14 protein-coding genes and 1 pseudogene are annotated in these 19,574 nt (G+C 55.4%); 8 read left to right on the top strand and 7 right to left on the bottom strand.

Annotated elements, in window-relative coordinates:
• Positions 1 to 129: 129 nt before the first annotated feature.
• Both RCCS2_RS11445 and RCCS2_RS11440 read left to right on the top strand, forming a co-directional pair.
• A complete protein-coding gene (locus RCCS2_RS11445; protein WP_232204266.1) occupies positions 130 to 906 on the top strand; it encodes a glycoside hydrolase family 16 protein in 777 nt (258 codons plus the stop codon).
• Complete coding sequence (locus RCCS2_RS11440) at positions 899 to 2,155, top strand: O-antigen ligase family protein (RefSeq protein WP_008234354.1); 1,257 nt, start codon at positions 899 to 901, stop codon at positions 2,153 to 2,155. Before RCCS2_RS11445 ends, RCCS2_RS11440 begins: the two co-directional genes overlap by 8 nt.
• On the opposite strand, the gene RCCS2_RS11435 is transcribed toward RCCS2_RS11440, so the two are convergent.
• The 4 genes from RCCS2_RS11435 to RCCS2_RS11420 are packed head-to-tail and all read right to left on the bottom strand — an operon-like array spanning position 2,125 to position 6,494.
• Entirely contained in the window at positions 2,125 to 3,027 is a 903-nt protein-coding gene (locus RCCS2_RS11435; protein ID WP_008234352.1) for a polysaccharide pyruvyl transferase family protein, read from the bottom strand. The genes RCCS2_RS11440 and RCCS2_RS11435 overlap by 31 nt on opposite strands.
• A complete protein-coding gene (locus RCCS2_RS11430; RefSeq protein WP_008234351.1) occupies positions 3,027 to 4,523 on the bottom strand; it encodes a lipopolysaccharide biosynthesis protein in 1,497 nt (498 codons plus the stop codon). The genes RCCS2_RS11435 and RCCS2_RS11430 overlap by 1 nt, the downstream gene beginning before the upstream one ends.
• 10 nt (positions 4,524 to 4,533) lie before the next feature.
• Complete coding sequence (locus tag RCCS2_RS11425; protein ID WP_232204265.1) at positions 4,534 to 5,748, bottom strand: polysaccharide biosynthesis/export family protein; 1,215 nt, start codon at positions 5,746 to 5,748, stop codon at positions 4,534 to 4,536.
• Between the two features lie 29 nt (positions 5,749 to 5,777).
• Positions 5,778 to 6,494, bottom strand: a complete 717-nt coding sequence (locus RCCS2_RS11420; protein WP_008234347.1) for a sugar transferase — start codon at positions 6,492 to 6,494, stop codon at positions 5,778 to 5,780.
• 420 nt (positions 6,495 to 6,914) lie between these two features.
• Between RCCS2_RS11420 and RCCS2_RS11415 the strand changes: the two genes are divergently transcribed.
• The gene (locus RCCS2_RS11415; protein ID WP_008234344.1) at positions 6,915 to 7,772 is read left to right on the top strand and encodes a Stf0 family sulfotransferase; all 858 of its coding nucleotides are present in this window, start codon (positions 6,915 to 6,917) and stop codon (positions 7,770 to 7,772) included.
• On the opposite strand, the gene RCCS2_RS11410 is transcribed toward RCCS2_RS11415, so the two are convergent.
• A complete protein-coding gene (locus RCCS2_RS11410) occupies positions 7,769 to 8,902 on the bottom strand; it encodes a glycosyltransferase (RefSeq protein WP_008234342.1) in 1,134 nt (377 codons plus the stop codon). The genes RCCS2_RS11415 and RCCS2_RS11410 overlap by 4 nt on opposite strands.
• Before the next feature lie 9 nt (positions 8,903 to 8,911).
• Positions 8,912 to 9,121 (bottom strand): hypothetical protein, encoded by a 210-nt coding sequence (locus RCCS2_RS11405; protein ID WP_008234341.1) that lies wholly within the window; start codon positions 9,119 to 9,121, stop codon positions 8,912 to 8,914.
• 82 nt (positions 9,122 to 9,203) lie between these two features.
• Here RCCS2_RS11405 and glgB point away from each other — a divergent pair, with 82 nt between their 5' ends.
• The 5 genes from glgB to RCCS2_RS18170 are packed head-to-tail and all read left to right on the top strand — an operon-like array spanning position 9,204 to position 17,852.
• The gene (glgB, locus tag RCCS2_RS11400; protein ID WP_037294069.1) at positions 9,204 to 11,393 is read left to right on the top strand and encodes a 1,4-alpha-glucan branching protein GlgB; all 2,190 of its coding nucleotides are present in this window, start codon (positions 9,204 to 9,206) and stop codon (positions 11,391 to 11,393) included.
• Between the two features lie 31 nt (positions 11,394 to 11,424).
• Entirely contained in the window at positions 11,425 to 12,681 is a 1,257-nt protein-coding gene (gene glgC / locus RCCS2_RS11395; RefSeq protein WP_008234337.1) for a glucose-1-phosphate adenylyltransferase, read from the top strand.
• Positions 12,678 to 14,108: a glycogen synthase GlgA gene (gene glgA / locus RCCS2_RS11390; RefSeq protein WP_008234336.1), complete on the top strand. Its 1,431-nt coding sequence runs from the start codon at positions 12,678 to 12,680 to the stop codon at positions 14,106 to 14,108. Before glgC ends, glgA begins: the two co-directional genes overlap by 4 nt.
• Complete coding sequence (glgX, locus tag RCCS2_RS11385) at positions 14,105 to 16,189, top strand: glycogen debranching protein GlgX (protein WP_037294068.1); 2,085 nt, start codon at positions 14,105 to 14,107, stop codon at positions 16,187 to 16,189. The genes glgA and glgX overlap by 4 nt, the downstream gene beginning before the upstream one ends.
• A 31-nt stretch (positions 16,190 to 16,220) precedes the next feature.
• Positions 16,221 to 17,852: an alpha-D-glucose phosphate-specific phosphoglucomutase gene (locus RCCS2_RS18170; RefSeq protein WP_008234333.1), complete on the top strand. Its 1,632-nt coding sequence runs from the start codon at positions 16,221 to 16,223 to the stop codon at positions 17,850 to 17,852.
• Between the two features lie 11 nt (positions 17,853 to 17,863).
• Here the strand turns inward: RCCS2_RS18170 and RCCS2_RS11375 are convergent.
• Positions 17,864 to 19,471 (bottom strand): annotated as a pseudogene (locus RCCS2_RS11375) (alpha-amylase family glycosyl hydrolase); the annotation flags it as partial.
• Positions 19,472 to 19,574: the final 103 nt, after the last annotated feature.

Raw genomic sequence — 19,574 nt, 5'->3', positions numbered from 1 at the left:
TTGGTCGGCAATCATGCGCCGACCTGGCCAGCGATCTTTGTAATCCACCCATAAAATATGGTAAAAATTACCGAAACTACGGCAAAGAGGTGGCCTATGAAAAATCTGCCCTGCAACCGGACCACCGCCATGGCAAAGATCGTTCGGTCATCGGCAATTGGCCTCGTATTTTCGTGGTCAACAGCGCTTCATGCGCAGGATTTGCCCAAAGGCGTCAGCTTTTTTGACGACTTTGAAACCATAGATGAAACACTTTGGGGTATCTCTGATGGTTGGGTGAACGGCGACTGGCAGAATTGCCTGTGGTCAGGCGATAATGTGGCTGTGCAAAATGGCATCCTTTTGCTGGATTTTGCGATACAGCCGAACGAAAAGCGGGATTATACCTGCGGTGAAATCCAATCCCGCCATGTCTATGGATACGGAACCTATGAGGCCCGGTTTCGAACTGCGGCCGGGACGGGTTTGAATGCCGCTTTCTTTACCTACATCGGCCCGCAGCACGGAAAACGACACGACGAGATTGATTTTGAGGTGCTGACCCGCGACACTACCGCTGTCAGCCTGAATACCTATGTCGACAGTGCCCCAAAAAACGGCAAACGCGTACCGTTGCCGCAACCTGCCGACGACGGCTTTATCACCTACTCATTTGTCTGGGAGCCTGATGGCATTCGCTGGTATGTTGATGGCGTTATGATGCATGAAACGCCGCCCGGCGCGGTACTGCCAGAAAACGAGCAAAAAATATATGCCAGCTTTTGGGGCAGTGACAGCTTTCCCAACTGGATGGGACCGTTTGCCGAACCGGAGACCAATTTGACCATGCAAGTGGATTGGATCGCGTTCACCGCACTGGGCGAGGCATGCAAATTTCCGGCGTCTATCGTTTGTCTCGATGAGTAGCACAAACACCCATTTGCCAAGGCGAGATAATGGCGTCATCACGATTGAACCGGATGTTGTTCTGGCATTTCTGGCGCTTTGTGGTTTGGTGTTCGTCCCTGTGCTGGGTAGTATGGGTGCCCTGATGTTTCTGGGGGCGGGTTGCGCGCTGCTTGTGCGGCGCCTTCAAATGCAGGTCAGCCTTTGTTTGACGTATTGGTACATCATCGCGCTGCCTGCCTTTTGTCTGCTCTCAACCGTTTGGTCTGAATATCCCGCGGCCACGTTTCGGTTCAGTCTGCAACTTATAGCCACAATGGTTATTGCTGTGACCATTGCCGCAACCACATCAGCCCGGGTTTTCGCGCGCATTTTGTTTGGCCTTTATTCGGTGGCGATGCTGGCAAGTGTGCTTTTTGGCGATGTGCGCAATGACACAGGTGCGTGGTTGGGCATTTACGGCAGCAAAAACGCGCTTGCGGGGGCCGCAGCGACTTATGTGATTATCTGTGTCGCTCAAGTTTTAGACAGCTATGCATCGTACCGCTACCGGCTGCTGGCCGTCATGGGTTTGATGGTCGGCGTTATGCTGCTTTTGCTGGCCCAATCGGTCAGCGCACTTGCCATCGTGCCGCCCTCTTTGATGATCCTGTTTTTGTTGCTGATGCTTTACCGGCTGTCAGCCTTGCAAAAGGTCACTGTTCTAACATTTGCGGTGCTGGCCGCAGGATTGATGCTTGTTTTGTTGGTCATATTTTCAAGCGTCCTGTTCGCCACCCTGCTGGAAACAACCGGCAAGGATGTCACCCTGACTGGCCGTACTGATCTTTGGCGCATCGCACTTGAACTGATTGCTGAACGGCCTTTGCTGGGCATGGGGTATCAGGCGTTTTGGGTGAAAGGCCACAGCCCGGCAGAGGCGCTATGGTACAGGTTCGGCATTGACGGTCGCAGTGGCTTCAACTTTCACAACACCTATTTGTCCAACGCGGTAGAGATCGGAATTGTCGGTGTCTTTTTGCAGGTTGTCATTCTTTATGGTGCTGCGATCACAACCGGTCTTTGGGCGTTGCGCAGCCACCGGGCAGAGGCCGCTTTGCTGTTCATTTTGGTCATGATGATTGTGATGGTCAGCTTTATCGAAGTGCCCATATTCTTTCAGTTTTCATTACGAACCGTGATCGCGGTCTGCGCCTTTGTCTTTGCAGTGCGCGGGTTGGCCGCAGACCGCAGCACCGTTCAGGCAAAGGCGCGATTGCTAGCGTATTGAGCGATCAAACGATTGACGGCTGTCATGGCCTTGTCGGTGGCGCGTTCTGTTTCGGCATCCAACGACAGGCTTGGGGCGCGCTGTGCGAGTTTTTGCAAACTACGTGCTGCCATGTGGTGACATGCCGCGTTGAGCGGTTGGGCTGCACGGCTTTTGCTAATCGCCGTGACCCGGGCACCTGATCCACCGCGCCCAGTCGAAAGCGCCCAAGCTTCGCGCAGGTTTGATGGGAACAAAAACGCCGGATTATAATCAATGTTCAAAGCGTTGGCCCAATCGTGCCATTTGAAGCGATGCACATGATGCATGGTGCGTACACCGATCCATGGGGTGCGCAGCGCATCTGATACGATCGCACCATGCATGGCTTCGGTAATGACCAGCTCCGCCCCCAGAATTTCGGCAAGAACCTTTTCTGTTGGATGGGAAGGGTCGATAAAAGTGATCCCAGCCAAAGCGCAGGCCTTTTGCCAATTACCGCGCTCAATACTTTCATAGTGCGGCATAAAGCCAACCTTGATGTCTTTTGCGGGTGCGGGCAGTGGCGTTTCGCGCAGTAGAATGGCCGCATCGGCAATGGCCAGTTGCGGGTCCAGACCCAATGCTTGCGTCGTTTGGGGACCACGCACAAAATGAAACTCCCAAGTGCCATCATGGACATCAGGCTTTTTCGTGTACCCCCCATATCCTGATCCCACGACAACCTTTTTGGCCGCCGCGGGATAGTCGTGCTGGATTACGGATCCTATACCAACAAACAGCTCTGACGGGTCGTCATCAAAAAAGTCGCTGGGCAACAAATGCTGCCACATCGTTGCATTCAACTCGTCCCCGAAATTGGGCGGGTCACCTTGAAAATATGTCAATTTCATTAGGCTGGCTTTCCTTTTCTAGGCAGGTAACGGCGCAGTTCCGCGATGCGGTCACGCGACAAAAACACGATGACCGGCGTATAAAGGGCAATGCCCACGATGACTTGCACCAACAGGCGCATCGCTTGTGACTGATCCGGCATGATGTGGGACACGGCAACCATGCCGCACGCCATAATCAGCGCGGCCAGAACAGGGTATCTAAAACCGGCCAGATAGTGCCATGCGCTGCGTTTCAACAGCTTTGCAGTCATGACCACAGACACCGGCCAAAGCAAAACAGTTTTGGTCATGAGTGCGACCATCAAAACCGGCAAACCAAAACGGTATGTCGCGAGGATCACAAGAACAGAAGTCGCTTGCTGCCCTAGTTGATAATAGAACCACCACTGCGTTTTGCCTTGGCTTTGAATCAATGAAGCCTGCACAACACCGATGCTTGCTATCACACCAGCAACACAAAAAGCCTGCACAGGAAAGACGGCGCCGGCCCATTTATCATCAAGCAGCAGGCCCAAAAGATCGGGTGCTATGATCGCCAATGCGCAAAACATCGGCATGCTGACAGCAGCTGACAGAAACGACGCCATATCAAAAGCAAGCTGCGTTTTTTCGCGGTCATCCTGCAACGTCGATAAAAGTGCAAGCGACACAGATGCCAGCGCACCGCCGACAAGATTGGACAGCATGTTGTAAAGTCGCCGCGCAAAGAAAAACAGACCAAGCGTTGCAGTCCCGGCAAAGACACCAAGCACAAAGTGGTCAATCTTGATCGTCGCCAGCATCCGGTTGCCCGACGCAAAGGCACCGTAATTAAACAGGTCTCGTAATGCAGACCATTGCAGGGTTATTCCCGGTCGCCATCCTGCCACCCAATAGGCCATCGCACAGGCGACAAAACTGGCTGACACCTGGCTTGCAACCAACGCCCAGTAGCCGTAACCGGCAAAAAGCATCACCAGACAGATTGTGACACTGATCATTGTCGCCACAGCCGTGCGCAGGGCGATCAGTTTGAATTTCATAGACCGAATAATCATCGCATTCGGAACGGCAGCCGCCAGATCAAGCGGAATGCGCAAGGCCAGCACAGGCAGCACCGCCGCAATGCTTGCGTCCCCCATCAGCGTTGCCATGGGTGTTGCCCAAATGGCGAAAGGCAGGAAACACAAGGCGCCACAGAATAGGGTCAACCAAAACACGCTATCGGTATGCGCCTTGGTCAGCAATTTGCGTTGGACCAGCGCCTCACCGAAAGCCACCGGTGTAAAGGCAAGGACCGTCATCACAACACTACTGGCCAACCCCACCAGACCAAAATCTGCGGGCGACAGGAATATTGCACTGATAAAGAATACGACTGCCGCGCTGATTGTGGGGATCAGGGTTTGCAATGACGACCACAACACGCCAGTGATCGCCAAAGCGGACCTGCCTGTTGTCAAATGCGGCCGATAGCTATCAAGTTCTGGTTTGGTGATGGCGGGATGCGTCATTGGCCTGCCATCAGTTTGAAGGTGTTATGGCAGTTGGCTGCGCAACTGCTACGTCAACAACATCACCGGGCCTTAACAAAGTTGCTTTGTCGGCAACCAGCGTCTCATGACCGCCGCGGCTTCGGGTGATCGTGTAGCGCATTTGGGCGGTTGCAAAGTCAACCGGGGGTAGCAGACCTGCTTGCTGGCCTGCCGCCGCTGACAAAAGCGCGTATTGCGCAGCCAGCCGCGCATCGACATCTGCGATGCTGGCTTCAACTTGTTGCAGTGTCGTTGCGTTCTCTTCGTCGCGCGCCGCCAACAACACCCCTTCGCTGCGATCAAGTTCCTGCATTTGCTGCTGTGCCAGCAAGATTGAACGCTCAATATCCAGCAGCCGGCTTTCCAGCTCGTTTACATAGCTTGCGCGCTCAAACACGCGCGCGGATGCGGCAAGCCCGCGATCGACAAGATCCTCTTCGCGCAGTAACTGTTCTTGGCCCGCTTCAAGTTGGGTGCGATTGGTGTCCAGCTTGCTTTCCAACACCGCTGTCGCCTGCGCCAAAGACACGCGTGCACGGGCAAGCGCATCAATCTCATGATCGTGTCGCGCCCGTCGCGTCCGCAGAATAGCCTCTTCTATGGCCCATGCTTCTGGATCAATATCTGACAGGTCGGGGGCCGCGTCAGCGCCAGCCATTTCGACCATAAGGCGTTCGCGTTTAGCTGTCAGGAACATCAATTCGCGCTGTAGTACGGTGATCGTGCCCCGCGCGCTCAGGAAATTTCGCTCTTGCCCCTCTGCGGGGTCAAGCGCCCCTGCCCCGCCAGCCAGCGCCAGCGCTATCTGCACAGTCAGGCCGGGCGCAAACGGATGCTCACCAGGGGTTTTCACCTGACCGGCAAGATAAATTGGCGCATAGGTCCCGACGCTTACGGCGGCCTTGGCCGATTGCCCAATGCCCACATATCCCAGCATCGCTGCGTCAAGGGCCTGCGCGATCTCGCTCGGGGTGCGACCAGCGGCTTCGATGGTGCCCGCCAAAGGCACCAAGAGCGTGCCATCAGCGCCCACGGGATAATCACCTGAGACACCGGGCATATCGCTGACAACCGCGTTCAATTCATCCCAGACCGCAACCCGAAGGTTCAGCACATCATTAACCCCAACGCGGTACGCCTCTGCCCATGCGGCAAGAGGCAGCAAAAGCGCCACAATGAAGGCGATCAAACGTGTGGCCAGCATATTTCGTGCAATCATCATCCTGCAGACTTTCAGTATGATCCCTTTGAGGAAACAACAGCCGGGATCGTCCGCATGATGATCCAAAGATCAGCGGCCAATGACCAATTCTGAACATACTGTGTGTCGAACTTGATCCGCTGCTCATAGCTAGTGTCGCTGCGGCCACTGACCTGCCACAGCCCCGTGATACCTGGCCGACTGCGCAGATATTGTGCGGCAGCGCTACCATAGATATCCAGTTCATCCCGCACGACCGGGCGGGGACCAACGATGCTCATATCGCCCATCAGAACGTTAATGATCTGCGGCAATTCATCGACGCTGTAAGCACGCAGTACCGCCCCAAGGCGCGTAACACGTGGATCATCGCGCAGCTTTCGGCTGCGCACCCATTCGTCCCGTTCCTGAGGATGATCTGCGAGGTATTTTGCCAGAACAGCATCGCCATCAGTCACCATGGAACGGAACTTCCAGCATTTGAAATAGCGGCCGTTGTGGCCAATACGCCTATGCCCGTACAGCACCGGTCCAGGTGACACCAATTTGATAGCGATAGCTGTGAACAAGAACAAAGGGGCAAGCATGATCAATGCGATCAGGGCTGCGCAGATATCAAACAATCGCTTCGATGCGCCGCCGACCACAGCATATCCGGACGCAGGCTGGGACAGGGCAATATCACCTACGGGACCACGCGTCCGTTTTTCGTCAAACGCTGTAAATCCTACGGTTTCCAAGATCGGCATCTTTGCTGTCCTCATTTCGAAAAAGTGACGGGAATGCCCAAGGCTTACAGTGTAATTTTCAGTTGCAGCATTTAATCCTTCGATCGCGGAAATTCGGCAATAACTCGCTTTGCGATGCTGACAACCCAGACGGTATATGCCCGACATTTACGCAATCTGGCGGGTGCCATCTTGATTGACCCATGATTTAGTTAACTATTTCAGCGCCTTAAACCTATTGCCGGATTTTCGCGCGTCATGTGTCAAAAACACGCCGATGCCATAAACCTGGGCAATGATGGTTTGGGCAGATTTGCGCCTGATTCCGCGCTGCAGCACGGCAACCACCAAGGAACGCCAGATTTCCGTATAATCGTACTCAAGTTAGCTCAGTGTGATTCTGGTCAAAAGCTTCAATGTGCGGAAACTCGAAAGGGGCAAATGATGTCCGAAACAAAGTCTTCAAAAGACATTTCCGCCGGTCCTTGGCAGCGCCAGTTTGATGCCGCCTATGACTTCCCTACCACACCAGTCACAACGAAAGTCGCCTTTTGTACAACACCGCGGTGCGGTAGCCACTTTCTTGGTCACAGGCTCCATGGCACAGGTGCCTTCGGGTATCCGCTGGAATACCTCAACCCGGGCAACTGGCATGTCTGGGAAAAGCGCGCAGGCCCAACCCCACCCTTGGATTATATCAAATCAGTGCGGACTGGTCCCAATGGTGTCTTTTCGGTCAAGTTACATCACGAACATCTAGCGGCATTCCTAAAGCAGGAGGTCGCGCCACTGGACTATAAATTCATTCATCTGCAGCGACGTGATCTGATGAAGCAGGCGATTTCCTTTGCGCGTGCACAGCAAACCGGTGCGTGGATTTCAGATATGCCGGAAAAGGCGGCAGGCTCATACGATTGGTCGCTGATCACGGATAAAATGGATGCGATTTCGCGCGGCAACGCCGACTGGCAAAGTTTTTTGTCCAGCATGGGCATTCAACCACTTCAGCTTTATTACGAAGATGTTGTAGCTGATGCATCTGCCGCTATTGCACAGATCGCAGATTATCTGGGCGTCGCAATGGATAGCGTAGTCACTACAGCAACAACATTTACACCACAGCAGCAGAAAAAGACCGCGCAGGCCGCTGATTGGCTTTCGCGGTATCAGTCAGATAGCCGTGCTGCACTGGCACAGGGCCGGTCGGTTGCCGGGTTTTCGCATCCGACAAATGCCACGATATGGCGCGGCCGCACAACGCGGGTTGCGAAAAAGCTACGTCAGAAAGCCGGGCTTTAGGATCGGTTGGGTAGCACCACGTCCAATGCCGCAGCAACATCGCTGGCGCGTAACATGAACGCGCTGTCATCCATGGCCAAAAGCTGTTCAGCCACATCCTGGATCTTCGTGTGATCCAGCCGGTTGATCAGGTCAATCAAAGCTGCGGCAGATGGCGTGTCGATAACAAAACCCAGCCGGTCCGCCGCAACCTTGCGCCCGGTTTCTGTATCAGCCACGGCAATGGACGGGCAACCAAACCAGCTTGCTTCATAGATACGGTTTGGCAGCAACCAGTCGGAATTCGCGCCCCGTTGCCACAAATCCTGCGCCCAGACCATGTCGCAGGCACCATAAACCTTTCCCAGTCCGTCGGGATACACGTAGGGACCAAAGTAGGTCACATTTGCACGGCTAGCCAATTGCGCGTCAAAGTCAGGCAGGGCATGTCTGTGCACGTTGCCATGAATGCGGATCGCAATGCGGTCACCAAAATGATCTGCCGTTTCCACCAACACCTTCAGGCTTGGCGCGCAACGGATTGAGCCGACCCAACCGATTGTCAGTACATCATGGTCATCGCGCGTCTTTGGTCGTGGAGCCGGCGGGCCATCAAACCATAGCTTGTTTTCAATAACGATATGCGGACCATTGTAATGCTGCACGGCAGTAAAATAATGCGTCACAAAACCGGGTGAGGACACAATCAGCAATTGCACCCGTGCCAGCAGTCTGCGTTCGCACCAGCGCATCACTGCCCCCACTGCCCCCGCTTTGGTAAAAAGCCCGTGGATATCCAGACATTCATAAATCAACGGCACGCGACTTGTGCCGGAAAGTAACCGCGTGACCCACGCAATCACCAAAAGATCAAAGTTGCGCGCGATGATCACATCAGAACGTTTAAGGGCCTTGCGTTGTTTCATGACCAGCCAGATACCACGCAGGATACCAACCACCCGCTTGGCATGGTTTTCGTTTGGAACGAACCCAAGATCGATATTCGGCCAGTCAGGGACAAAATGCGCATTCATATTGCCACGCTGAAACGCTGCTGACTGCACATCATGCCCCAGCATCTGAATGCTCTTGATCCGCCTGACCTGTGAGGCTTCGGTCAGGTCAAACCCGAAGACAAAAATGCGCGCCAATGGGGATCCTTACCGATCTGTGGTGAGTGAGATGCAAAGTTGGACGAAACGATAGGTCGGCACCAGCAGCATGCCAATCGCTATTCCACGGCGTCGGCGATTTGATGCGATCACGTAGTCCGTTGATGCTGATCGCACGAAATCAGTGCAGATCAAACGCTGGTTCCGCAACCCATAGATCAGGCAAGGATGCATCATATCATGCTTGGTTGCGTTCATAATCGCCCCATGGTTCAATCCAGAACCGTTCTGGCGGCTGCAATGGCCACGCAAGACCGGTCAACGCATCGGAGTGTCCAGATTGGCGAACAAAGATCCTGTCGACAGGCCAGACTTTTTAACCGATGACGCGCTGGCCGCGTTAATGGCCGGTACTCACAAAGCAACATTTGATATCCTTGGCCCGCACAAAAGCCGCAACAAACGCTGGATCACAACGTTTCAACCACAGGCCATCAGCGTAACCGCAACGGTAGCAGGCAAGCAAACCGATTTGCCCCGTATTGAAGGGGATGTCTTTTGCGGCAAGGTCCCGGGAAAAGCCTACACACTGACAATGCACTATCCGGACGGCACGCAACACACCATCCGCGATCCGTTCGCCTTTGATCCGGTTTTGTCTGATCTGGATAAACACCTTTTTGGCGAAGGCACCCATAAGGAACTCTGGCGTGTGCTGGGTGCCCATGTCACCAAACATCAGGGTAGTAACGGTGTGCATTTCGCGGTCTGGGCACCAAATGCCCAGCGCGTCAGCGTAATCGGTGACTTCAATATGTGGGATGGGCGGCGCCATCCGATGCGCCCTGCCGGCGACACCGGCATCTGGGAGATGTTCTTACCAGAGGTCGAAGACGGCGCGCTTTATAAGTATCAGATCGTCGGTGTTGACGGGCAACGCCGGGACAAGGCCGATCCGGTGGGCTTTGGATCACAGCATCCACCAGAGCAGGCATCTATCGTGCGCGATCTTGCTGGCTATGGCTGGCGCGATGACGCTTGGATGAAAAGCCGTGCCGCCCGCACTGACAGGGCGCAGCCAATTTCGATCTATGAGGTACATCTAGGGTCGTGGCGGCGGCGCTATGATGATCATGGCAGGCCGTTGTCCTATCAGGAACTGGCCCGCGATCTTATCTCTTACGTCAAATACATGGGCTTTACCCATATTGAGCTACTGCCCGTGTCAGAGTTCCCCTTTGATGGTTCTTGGGGCTATCAACCTGTGGGCCTTTACGCACCGACGATCCGGTTTGGTCCACCAAATGAATTCCGCGACCTTGTTGATGCAGCACATGCCGCCGGTATCGGCGTTCTGCTTGACTGGGTGCCCGGTCATTTTCCGACGGACGCACATGGCCTTGTACAGTTTGACGGCACCGCACTTTATGAACACGCCGACCCGCGCGAAGGGTTTCATCAGGACTGGAACACGCTGATCCCCAATTACGGACGCACGGAGGTGAAAAACTACTTCGTCGCGAACGCGCTTTACTGGCTTGAAGAGTATCACCTGGATGGGCTGCGCGTAGATGCAGTGGCCTCTATGCTCTACCGCGACTATTCGCGCGACGAGGGCGAATGGGTGCCCAACAAAGACGGCGGACGCGAGAATTATGAGGCGATCGCGTTTTTGCAGGAAATGAATATCGCCGCCTATGGCGCCGATCCCACCGTGATGACCATCGCCGAAGAAAGTACATCGTTTCCCGGCGTATCACAGCCTGCCCATGCCGGTGGCCTTGGGTTTGGTTACAAATGGAACATGGGCTGGATGAACGACACCCTGCGTTACATGGAAAAAGACCCGATTTACCGCCAGCATGATCACCACCTCATGACCTTCCCCATCGACTGGGCATTTACCGAAAATTTCATTTTGCCCATCAGCCATGACGAAGTTGTGCATGGCAAAGGCGCAATGCTTGCCAAAATGCCCGGGACCGAATGGGAAAAATTCGCTAATCTGCGGGCCTACTACGCGTTTATGTGGACGCAGCCGGGCAAGAAACTGCTGTTTATGGGATGCGAGTTTGCACAGCCAGAAGAATGGAACCACGACGCAGAGCTGAACTGGGGCGCGGCCGCACAGCCTGCCCACAAAGGTGTCCAGCAACTGGTGCAGGATTTGAACAGACTTTATTGCGACACGCCTGCGCTGCACGTCAAAGACTGCGACCATTCGGGTTTCCAGTGGCTTTGCAACGACCCTGCACAATCGGTCATGGGCTATTTGCGCAAAGGCAATGCCGCCGACAGTGACGTGCTGATTGTCTGCAACTTTACGCCTGTGGAACGCGTTGGTTTTCGTGTCGGCGTGCCAAGCGGCGGTCATTGGCGCGAAGTGCTGAACACGGACGCCGCCATCTACGGTGGTGGCAACCGCGGCAATCTGGGTGGCTGCGACGCAGAAGACACGCCTGCCGATGGGCAAGCCCATTCGGTAACACTGACACTGCCGCCATTGTCAGTTGTTGTGCTGCAAAGCTAAGTCAAAAGAACGATAAGAGGGGGAAAAAGACATGCCAACAAAGCGTATCACGCAAAGATCGATGGCCTTCGTTCTGGCGGGAGGACGGGGAAGCCGCCTGAAGGAACTGACGGATCGCCGGGTGAAACCCGCTGTCCCATTTGGCGGCAAAGCCCGGATTATCGACTTTGCCCTATCGAATGCCGTCAACTCTGGCATCCGCAAGATCGCTGTCGCCACTCAGTACAAAGCCCACAGCCTGATCCGGCATACGCAGCGTGGCTGGAATTTCTTCCGCGCAGAGCGCAATGAATTTCTTGATGTGCTGCCCGCATCACAACGCGGCGGCAACGACAGCTGGTACAAGGGCACCGCTGATGCTGTCACACAGAACATTGATATCGTGGACAGTTACAACGTGGATTACGTGGTCATCCTTGCGGGCGACCATATCTATAAAATGGACTATGAGATTATGTTGCGCCAGCATGTGGACACGGGCGCAGATGTCACGGTCGGGTGCTTAACCGTGCCACGGATGGAGGCAACAGCATTCGGTGTCATGGACACCGACAACGCAGGGCGCATCACCAGCTTTCTGGAAAAGCCTGCCGACCCGCCCGGCACACCAGAGGACCCGGATAAGGCCCTCGCCTCGATGGGGATATACGTCTTTAATTGGACATTCTTGCGCGATCTGCTGCTAAAAGACGCCGAAAACCCGGACTCCAGCAACGATTTTGGTAATGATCTGATCCCCGACATCGTCGCAAACGGCAAGGCAATGGCGCATCGTTTTGACGAAAGCTGTGTACGGAATGAAAATGCCCCGGCCTATTGGAAGGACGTCGGCACGGTTGACGCCTTTTGGGAAGCGCACATTGACCTGACCAACTTTACACCGGAATTGGACCTGTGGGACAAGAACTGGCCGGTCTGGACATATAATGAGGCCGTTCCACCTGCAAAGTTCATCCATGATGAACGTGACAGGCGCGGCATGGCTATCTCGTCCATGGTGGCGGGCGGCTGCATCATTTCCGGCACCGAGGTGCGCAATTCGGTTCTTTTCACCAATGTGCACACCAATTCCTACGCTGTGCTGGACCAAGCGGTGGTGCTGCCGAATGTGGTCGTTCACCGATCCGCCAGACTGCGGCAGGTCGTGGTCGATAGTGGGGTTGTGATCCCCGAAGGCCTTGTTGTGGGCGAAGATCCTTCTGAAGACGCGAAATGGTTCCGCGTGACAGATCGCGGCATCACCCTGATTACCCAAGATATGCTGGACAAAAGGGCCGCTGCTTTATGACAAAGGCGCTTTTTGTCGTCTCTGAATGCGCCCCGCTGGTGAAAACCGGCGGGCTTGCTGATGTGGCCGGGGCCTTGCCCGGCGCATTGGCGCAACATGGTGTCGCTGTACGTGTGCTGCTGCCGGGATACCGCACGGTAATGGGTCAGATCGGCAAAGCCAAAACTGCTGCGCGTTACGACGACCTTTTTGGTGGCCCGGCAAAGCTACTTGCCTGTCGTGTTGTAGGGCTTGACCTTCTGATCTTGGATGCCCCGCATCTTTATGATCGCGATGGCGCGATCTATGGCGACGCCACTGGCGCCGACTGGCCAGACAACGCCGAACGTTTCGCCGCACTTTGCAAAGTGGCCGCGATGATTGCGGCGGATGGCGCGGATGGCTGGACGCCCGACATTGTGCATGGCCATGACTGGCAGGCCGGTCTGACACCAGAATATATGCACGCACTTGGCGTCACCACCCCGTTCGTTTTCACGATCCACAACATCGCTTTTCACGGCAACGCCGATGCCAGCAAGTTGGGTATCCTTGGCCTTGATCCCGCGCGGTTCACGTCAGAGCATTTTGAATTCTGGGGCCAGATTTCTGCACTCAAAGCCGGGCTGGCCGGTGCGGCAAAGATCAACACCGTTTCGCAAACCTATGCAGAGGAATTGCTGACGCCGGAATTCGGGATCGGGATGGACGGGATTTTACGTGCGCGGCAGGCGGACCTGTCGGGTATCGTGAACGGGATAGACCTTGATGCATGGAACCCGGCAACCGACACCAACATCACGCCCTACAAAAGCGCGACCGGCAAGTCCGCCAACAAAAAGGCGCTGCGCCAAACCTTTGGGCTATCCCCCGCGGCCGGTCCGCTTTGTGTGCTGGTGTCGCGCCTGACCGAACAGAAGGGCATCGACCTGCTACTGGATGCCCTGCCCGCTTTGCTGACGCGCGGCGGGCAACTTGCGCTTTTGGGGTCTGGCGACCCAAAGCTTGAAATCGCATTGCTAGAGGCTGCAGAGCATCACCAGAACCTTGCCGTCAAAATTGGCTACGACGAAGCCCTGTCCCATCTGATGATGGCCGGTGGCGATGTTATAGTCGTGCCATCTCGGTTTGAACCTTGCGGACTGACCCAGCTTTACGGGCTGCGTTATGGCGCGCTGCCACTGGTAGCCTTGACGGGTGGTTTGGCTGATACGGTCATCAATGCATCGCCCGCCGCATTGGCGCGTGGGGTTGCAACCGGCGTGCAATTTTTTCCTGTCACGGCACAGGCCTTGGCGAACGCATTTGTGCGCATCACTGATCTGTTTCATGACAGCAAAACCTGGAAATCACTGCAAAGCAACGCCATGAAACAACCCGTCGGCTGGGAAACCTCGGCTGCTGCATATCAAGACATCTACAGATCTGTGATTGGGACCCGTCCGTGAACTTTGGACCATTTGAGACGCGGCCGGGGCGCCCCACACCTTTAGGGGCCACTCTAGACCCCGAAGGTGTGAACTTTGCCGTGTTTTCACGCCATGCGACCAAGGTCATGCTGTGTCTGTTCGACGAAGACGGCAACGAGAACCAGATCATTACATTGCCCGAACGCGAAGGCCACGTGTGGCACGGTTACTTCCCCGGCATGAAAGCGGGCCAGCAATATGGTGTGCGCATGGATGGTCCCTATGCGCCACATGACGGCCATCGGTTCAATCCCTACAAACTGCTGATCGACCCCTATGCCAAGCATCTGACCGGACACCCGAAATGGCATGATGCCCTGTTCGGCTATAAGAATGGTCATAAAGACAAAGACCTTAGTTTCGACAAAACCGACAGCGCGCCCTACATGCCGCGCTGCGTTGTTGTTGATCCGTCTTTCAACTGGGACAATGCGCCAGAGCCGCGTCATCCGCTGGAAAACTCGATTATCTACGAGGCACATGTCAAAGGGCTGACAGCCGGGCGGCACGATATTCCAAACCCCGGCACCTATCTGGCGATGGCCTCTGACCCGATCCTAGAACATTTGAACACGCTGGGCGTGACGACGGTGGAACTTTTGCCAGTGCAGGCGTTTCTAAACGAAAAGTTCCTGCTGGATCGGGGTTTGACGAACTATTGGGGGTACATGACCTATGGATTCTTCGCCCCCGACCCGCGCTATATGCAAGGTGGCGACATCGCCGAATTCCAGCAAATGGTGCGTCGCTTTCACTCTGCCGGGATCGAGGTAATTCTTGACGTGGTCTACAACCACACTGCCGAAGGGTCCGAGTTGGGACCGACACTGATGTTCCGGGGCCTTGATAACGCGAGCTACTACAGGCTGGCGGATAACCCGCGCTACTATATCGACGACGCAGGCTGCGGTAATACGCTTGATTTTGAAAACCCGTTTGTCATTCGGCTGGTGATGGACAGCTTGCGCTATTGGGTAGAGGTCATGCATGTCGACGGATTTCGCTTTGATCTATGCTCGGCCCTTGGTCGGACCGCGCGCGGGTTTGAACGCGACGGGCCGTTTTTTCGGGCCATTGGACAGGACCCGGTGCTTAATCAGGTCAAGCTGATTGCAGAACCCTGGGACATCGGACCGGGCGGCTATCAGTTGGGCGCCTATCCATCGCCCTTCGTGGAATGGAACGACAAATACCGCGACAATGTGCGTGAATTCTGGCGTGGCGATGCAGGCAAGGTCAGCGATTTGGCTGAACGGCTGGTGGGCTCTGCCCCTTATTTTGACCATGACGGGCGTGCCGCGACATCATCGCTGAATTTCCTGACGGCGCATGACGGTTTCACGCTGCACGACACCGTCAGCTATAGCCGCAAACACAACCTTGCCAATGGCGAGGACGACCGCGATGGGCATTCCAACAATCATTCCGACAATATGGGTGTTGAGGGGCCAACAGATGATCCCGCGATAAACGCTGCCCGTTTGCGGCGCAAACGTAACATGATCGCCACGCTGATGTTGTCGCAAGGTACACCGATGATGCTGGCGGGTGATGAGCTGAGCAATTCACAAGGCGGCAACAACAACGCGTACTGTCAGGACAATGAAATCGGCTGGGTCAATTGGCCGGACCGGGACGATCCATTCTTTACGTTTTGTCAGCAGGCGATTGCGTTTCGCAAGATGCATCCCCTGCTTAGGCAGACCCGCTTTCTGCATTCACGCCAACGGCTGATCGACGGAGAGCCTGATTTGTTCTGGCGGCGCGCCGATGGAGAGGCGATGCAGCAAGAGGATTGGGATAACCCGGCCCTTGATACTTTGGTTGCAGAAATGCGGATGGCATCAGGCGCACCTGAATACGTCAAACGCGAAGGCGCGCTTTTGGTCGTGCTTAACCGCGGGGAGGCGGTCGAAGTCACGCCACCGGACCTGCCGCAAGGCGAAGCATGGGTGCGCCGCTTTGACACCAGTCAGGAAGATGCAATCAAGGTCACTGTGGGCATGACCGTGGCCACCGACAGTGTCGCGGTCTTTTCACATGAAACCGCAGATGGATGATCATAGGGGATGAATTTAGGGAGGACGACAGATGCCGATGCAAAACGTGCGGACCACTCCAATCGAAGGGCAAAAACCGGGAACCAGCGGGCTTCGCAAGAAGACAGCGGTGTTCAGGCGGCCGCATTTCCTTGAAAACTATGTACAGTCGATCTTCGATGGGACTGGCGGCGTAGAAGGGAAAACCTTAGTCATCGGCGGTGACGGACGTTTCTTCAACGATGCAGCGATCCAGATCATACTGCGCATGGCCTGCGCCAATAGCGCGGCAAAGTGCGTTGTCGGGCAAGGCGGGCTTTTGTCGACGCCCGCGGCATCCCATTTGATCCGGTTACGAAAGGCAGATGGGGGTCTGATCCTGTCGGCCAGCCACAACCCCGGTGGCCCTGACGCGGACTTTGGCTTGAAATATAATGGCCCCAATGGTGGCCCGGCAACCGAGGCTTTGACGGATAAGATTTACGAGTGCACCAAAACCCTCGTCCTTTACAAAATCGCAGCAGCCGAGGACCTTGATTTGCATAAGCTTGGTTCCCACAAGCTTGAAAACATGGTGATCGAGATCGTGGACCCGGTCGCCGATTACGCCGATCTGATGCAAACTATCGTGGATTTCCCGAAAATCCGCCAGCTTTTCGCTGATGGGTTTACCATGTGCTTTGACGCCATGCATGCGGTGACCGGGCCATATGCCCATACGGTTCTCGAAGACATGCTGGGCGCGCCCAAGGGAACTGTTATCAACGGCCAGCCCAGCCCGGATTTCGGCAAGGGTCATCCAGATCCAAACCCGATCTGGGCCAAAACCCTCATGGACAAAATGCACAGCGCCGATGCGCCTGATTTCGGGGCAGCGTCCGACGGTGATGGGGACCGCAATATGATCGTTGGGCGCGGTGCCTATGTCACGCCCTCTGACAGCCTTGCGCTGTTGACGGCACATGCGCATTTGGCACCGGGCTATCGCGATGGGCTTGCAGGTGTTGCGCGCTCAATGCCAACGTCACGGGCCGTTGACCGGGTGGCAGAAAGCCTTGGGATAGGATGTTTTGAGACGCCAACGGGATGGAAGTTTTTTGGCAACCTGCTGGACGCAGGCAAGGTCACATTATGTGGCGAGGAAAGCGCCGGTACCGGATCAGATCATGTGCGCGAAAAGGACGGGCTTTGGGCGGTTTTGCTATGGCTGAATATCCTGGCAGAGACAGGGAAATCAGTGTCAGAGCTGATGGCGGATCTGTGGAAAGCGCATGGCCGTTGCTATTATTCACGCCTTGATTTTGAGGGGGTAGACAGCGACAAAGCCATGACGATGATGGACCGGCTGCGCGCCAAGCTGGATGGTCTTGCGGGGTCTACCATCGGTGGCCTGACGGTCGCGGCGGCAGATGAATTCGCCTATCTTGATCCTGTGGATGGGTCACAATCCACCGGGCAAGGCATCCGCATTACCTTTGCCGGTGATGCGCGGGCGGTGTTCCGATTGTCGGGTACGGGGACGCAAGGTGCCACGATCCGTCTTTATCTTGAACAGTTGGAAACCAATACCGACCGCCTGCAAGAGGCGCCTGACGCCGTGCTGACGGCGGTGCGCGATGCCGCGCTAACACTATCTGATCTTGTGGCGATGACGGGGCGCAGTACGCCCGACGTCATCACCTGAGTTTGCTTGACGCTATAGGGTGTGTCCGCGTCATGGCTGAGGTAGGCAAACCCATTGCCTTCCAAGATCAGCAGCCCGTCTGCGATTGACGATCTTTCTGCCCTCGTGATTTCCGCCGCGGCCCTCAGCGGCACCTTCTGCGTGTCCGTCGAAAGGTTAAAAATGCACGTCAGCGACTGTGCAGCATCGTGGCGTGTGAAAGCCAGCAAAGGGTCCGGTAATGAGATAAAGGTGGTTTTGCCATGTGAAAGCGCCGGACTGGCTTTGCGATAGGCGATCATGTCCTTGTAGTAAGCCATGATGCTGCCTTCGCCCTGCTGGTCCACCGCATTCGCTGCCTGCGGTTCCTTGACCGGCAACCACGGTTTACCTGTCGAAAAGCCTGCATGCGGCACATCTTTTTCCCAAACCATCGGCGTGCGGCAGCCATCACGGCCCTTTACGCCAGGCCAATATCGGATCGCAGGCGGGTCGGTCAGTTCTTCAAAGACAAGCTCGGTTTCGGTCTGGCCCAGCTCTTCACCCTGATAGATGCCAATCGTGCCTTCAAATGACATCAGCATCGCGCAGGCCAGCCGGGCGATGCTGTCTTCTGAGACGGCATGCCCTGCCCAGCGGCTCACCTGCCGGGGCACATCGTGGTTGCTGAACGACCAGTACGGATGCCCGTCCGGCGCGCCGGACTGAAAACCCTCGATGCAATTGCGGAAATGCTCCGGGTTAAAATCCGGGCCCAACATGGCAAAACTATAGGCCATATGCAGCCGCGTGCGGCCTGCCGTGTACTCGCCCATAATCTCGATAGAGCGGCGACCCATTTCGCCGACCTCACCCACCATCATGATGTCATCATACTGATCCGTCAGCGCGCGCAGACGCTCTAGAAAGCCTAGGTTTTCCGGTCGGGTTTTGTTGTAGATGTTGTTCTGCATCCCATAAAGATCGGTCGCCATCACCTGCGGCGCAGCTTGCGCTGGCGGATTGGAACGCAATTTCTGATCATGGAAATAGTAGTTCACAGTATCAAGCCGGAACCCATCAAGCCCCCGGTCCAGCCAGAATTTACAGGTGTCCAATATCGCATCAACAACATCGGGATTGTGAAAATTCAGGTCTGGCTGCGAGGCCAGAAAATTGTGCAAATAATACTGCCCGCGCTGCGGATCAAACTCCCACGCCGGGCCACCAAAATGGCTATGCCAATTCGTTGGCGGCGATCCATCAGGCTGCGGGTCGGCCCAGACATACCAGTCAGCCTTGTCATTTTCGCGGCTGACACGAGACTGCTTGAACCAGTCATGCTGGTCCGACGTGTGAGACAGCACCTGATCGACAATGACTTTCAATCCGCGCGTATGGGCGCCTTCGATCAGGGTATCAAAGGCCGTCAGGTCGCCAAACAAAGGGTCAATTGCCAGATAGTCAGACACGTCATAGCCCATATCCTTCTGCGGCGACGCAAAGATGGGTGACAGCCAAATACAATCCACGCCCAGCCCGGCAATATGGTCCAACCGCCGCGTGATGCCATTCAGGTCGCCGACACCATCGCCGGTACTATCCTGATATGAACGCGGGTAGACCTGATAGATCACGGCGCTTCGCCACCATTCGTTCATTACTCGTCGCTCCACCGTTGCTCACTTTCTACACTGACGCACTAGATACGAATGACACAAAAGGTAAACAGAATATTCCAGGATAACAGGCAAAGAATTTCGC

The organism is Roseobacter sp. CCS2 (assembly GCF_000169435.1).
Taxonomy (GTDB): Bacteria; Pseudomonadota; Alphaproteobacteria; order Rhodobacterales; family Rhodobacteraceae; genus Yoonia.
Note: the sequence above shows the minus strand (reverse complement) of the source record. Positions and strands in the feature narration are given on the sequence as shown.

Bases quoted from the DNA above. Each gene is read 5' to 3' on its own strand.
- RCCS2_RS11445 (WP_232204266.1), top strand. From the start codon at position 130: ATGGCAAAGATCGTTCGGTCATCGGCAATTGGCCTCGTATTTTCGTGG.
- RCCS2_RS11440 (WP_008234354.1), top strand. From the start codon at position 899: ATGAGTAGCACAAACACCCATTTGCCAAGGCGAGATAATGGCGTCATC.
- RCCS2_RS11435 (WP_008234352.1), bottom strand. From the start codon at position 3,027: ATGAAATTGACATATTTTCAAGGTGACCCGCCCAATTTCGGGGACGAG.
- RCCS2_RS11430 (WP_008234351.1), bottom strand. From the start codon at position 4,523: ATGACGCATCCCGCCATCACCAAACCAGAACTTGATAGCTATCGGCCG.
- RCCS2_RS11425 (WP_232204265.1), bottom strand. From the start codon at position 5,748: ATGCTGGCCACACGTTTGATCGCCTTCATTGTGGCGCTTTTGCTGCCT.
- RCCS2_RS11420 (WP_008234347.1), bottom strand. From the start codon at position 6,494: ATGCCGATCTTGGAAACCGTAGGATTTACAGCGTTTGACGAAAAACGG.
- RCCS2_RS11415 (WP_008234344.1), top strand. From the start codon at position 6,915: ATGATGTCCGAAACAAAGTCTTCAAAAGACATTTCCGCCGGTCCTTGG.
- RCCS2_RS11405 (WP_008234341.1), bottom strand. From the start codon at position 9,121: ATGAACGCAACCAAGCATGATATGATGCATCCTTGCCTGATCTATGGG.
- glgC (WP_008234337.1), top strand. From the start codon at position 11,425: ATGCCAACAAAGCGTATCACGCAAAGATCGATGGCCTTCGTTCTGGCG.
- glgA (WP_008234336.1), top strand. From the start codon at position 12,678: ATGACAAAGGCGCTTTTTGTCGTCTCTGAATGCGCCCCGCTGGTGAAA.
- RCCS2_RS18170 (WP_008234333.1), top strand. From the start codon at position 16,221: ATGCCGATGCAAAACGTGCGGACCACTCCAATCGAAGGGCAAAAACCG.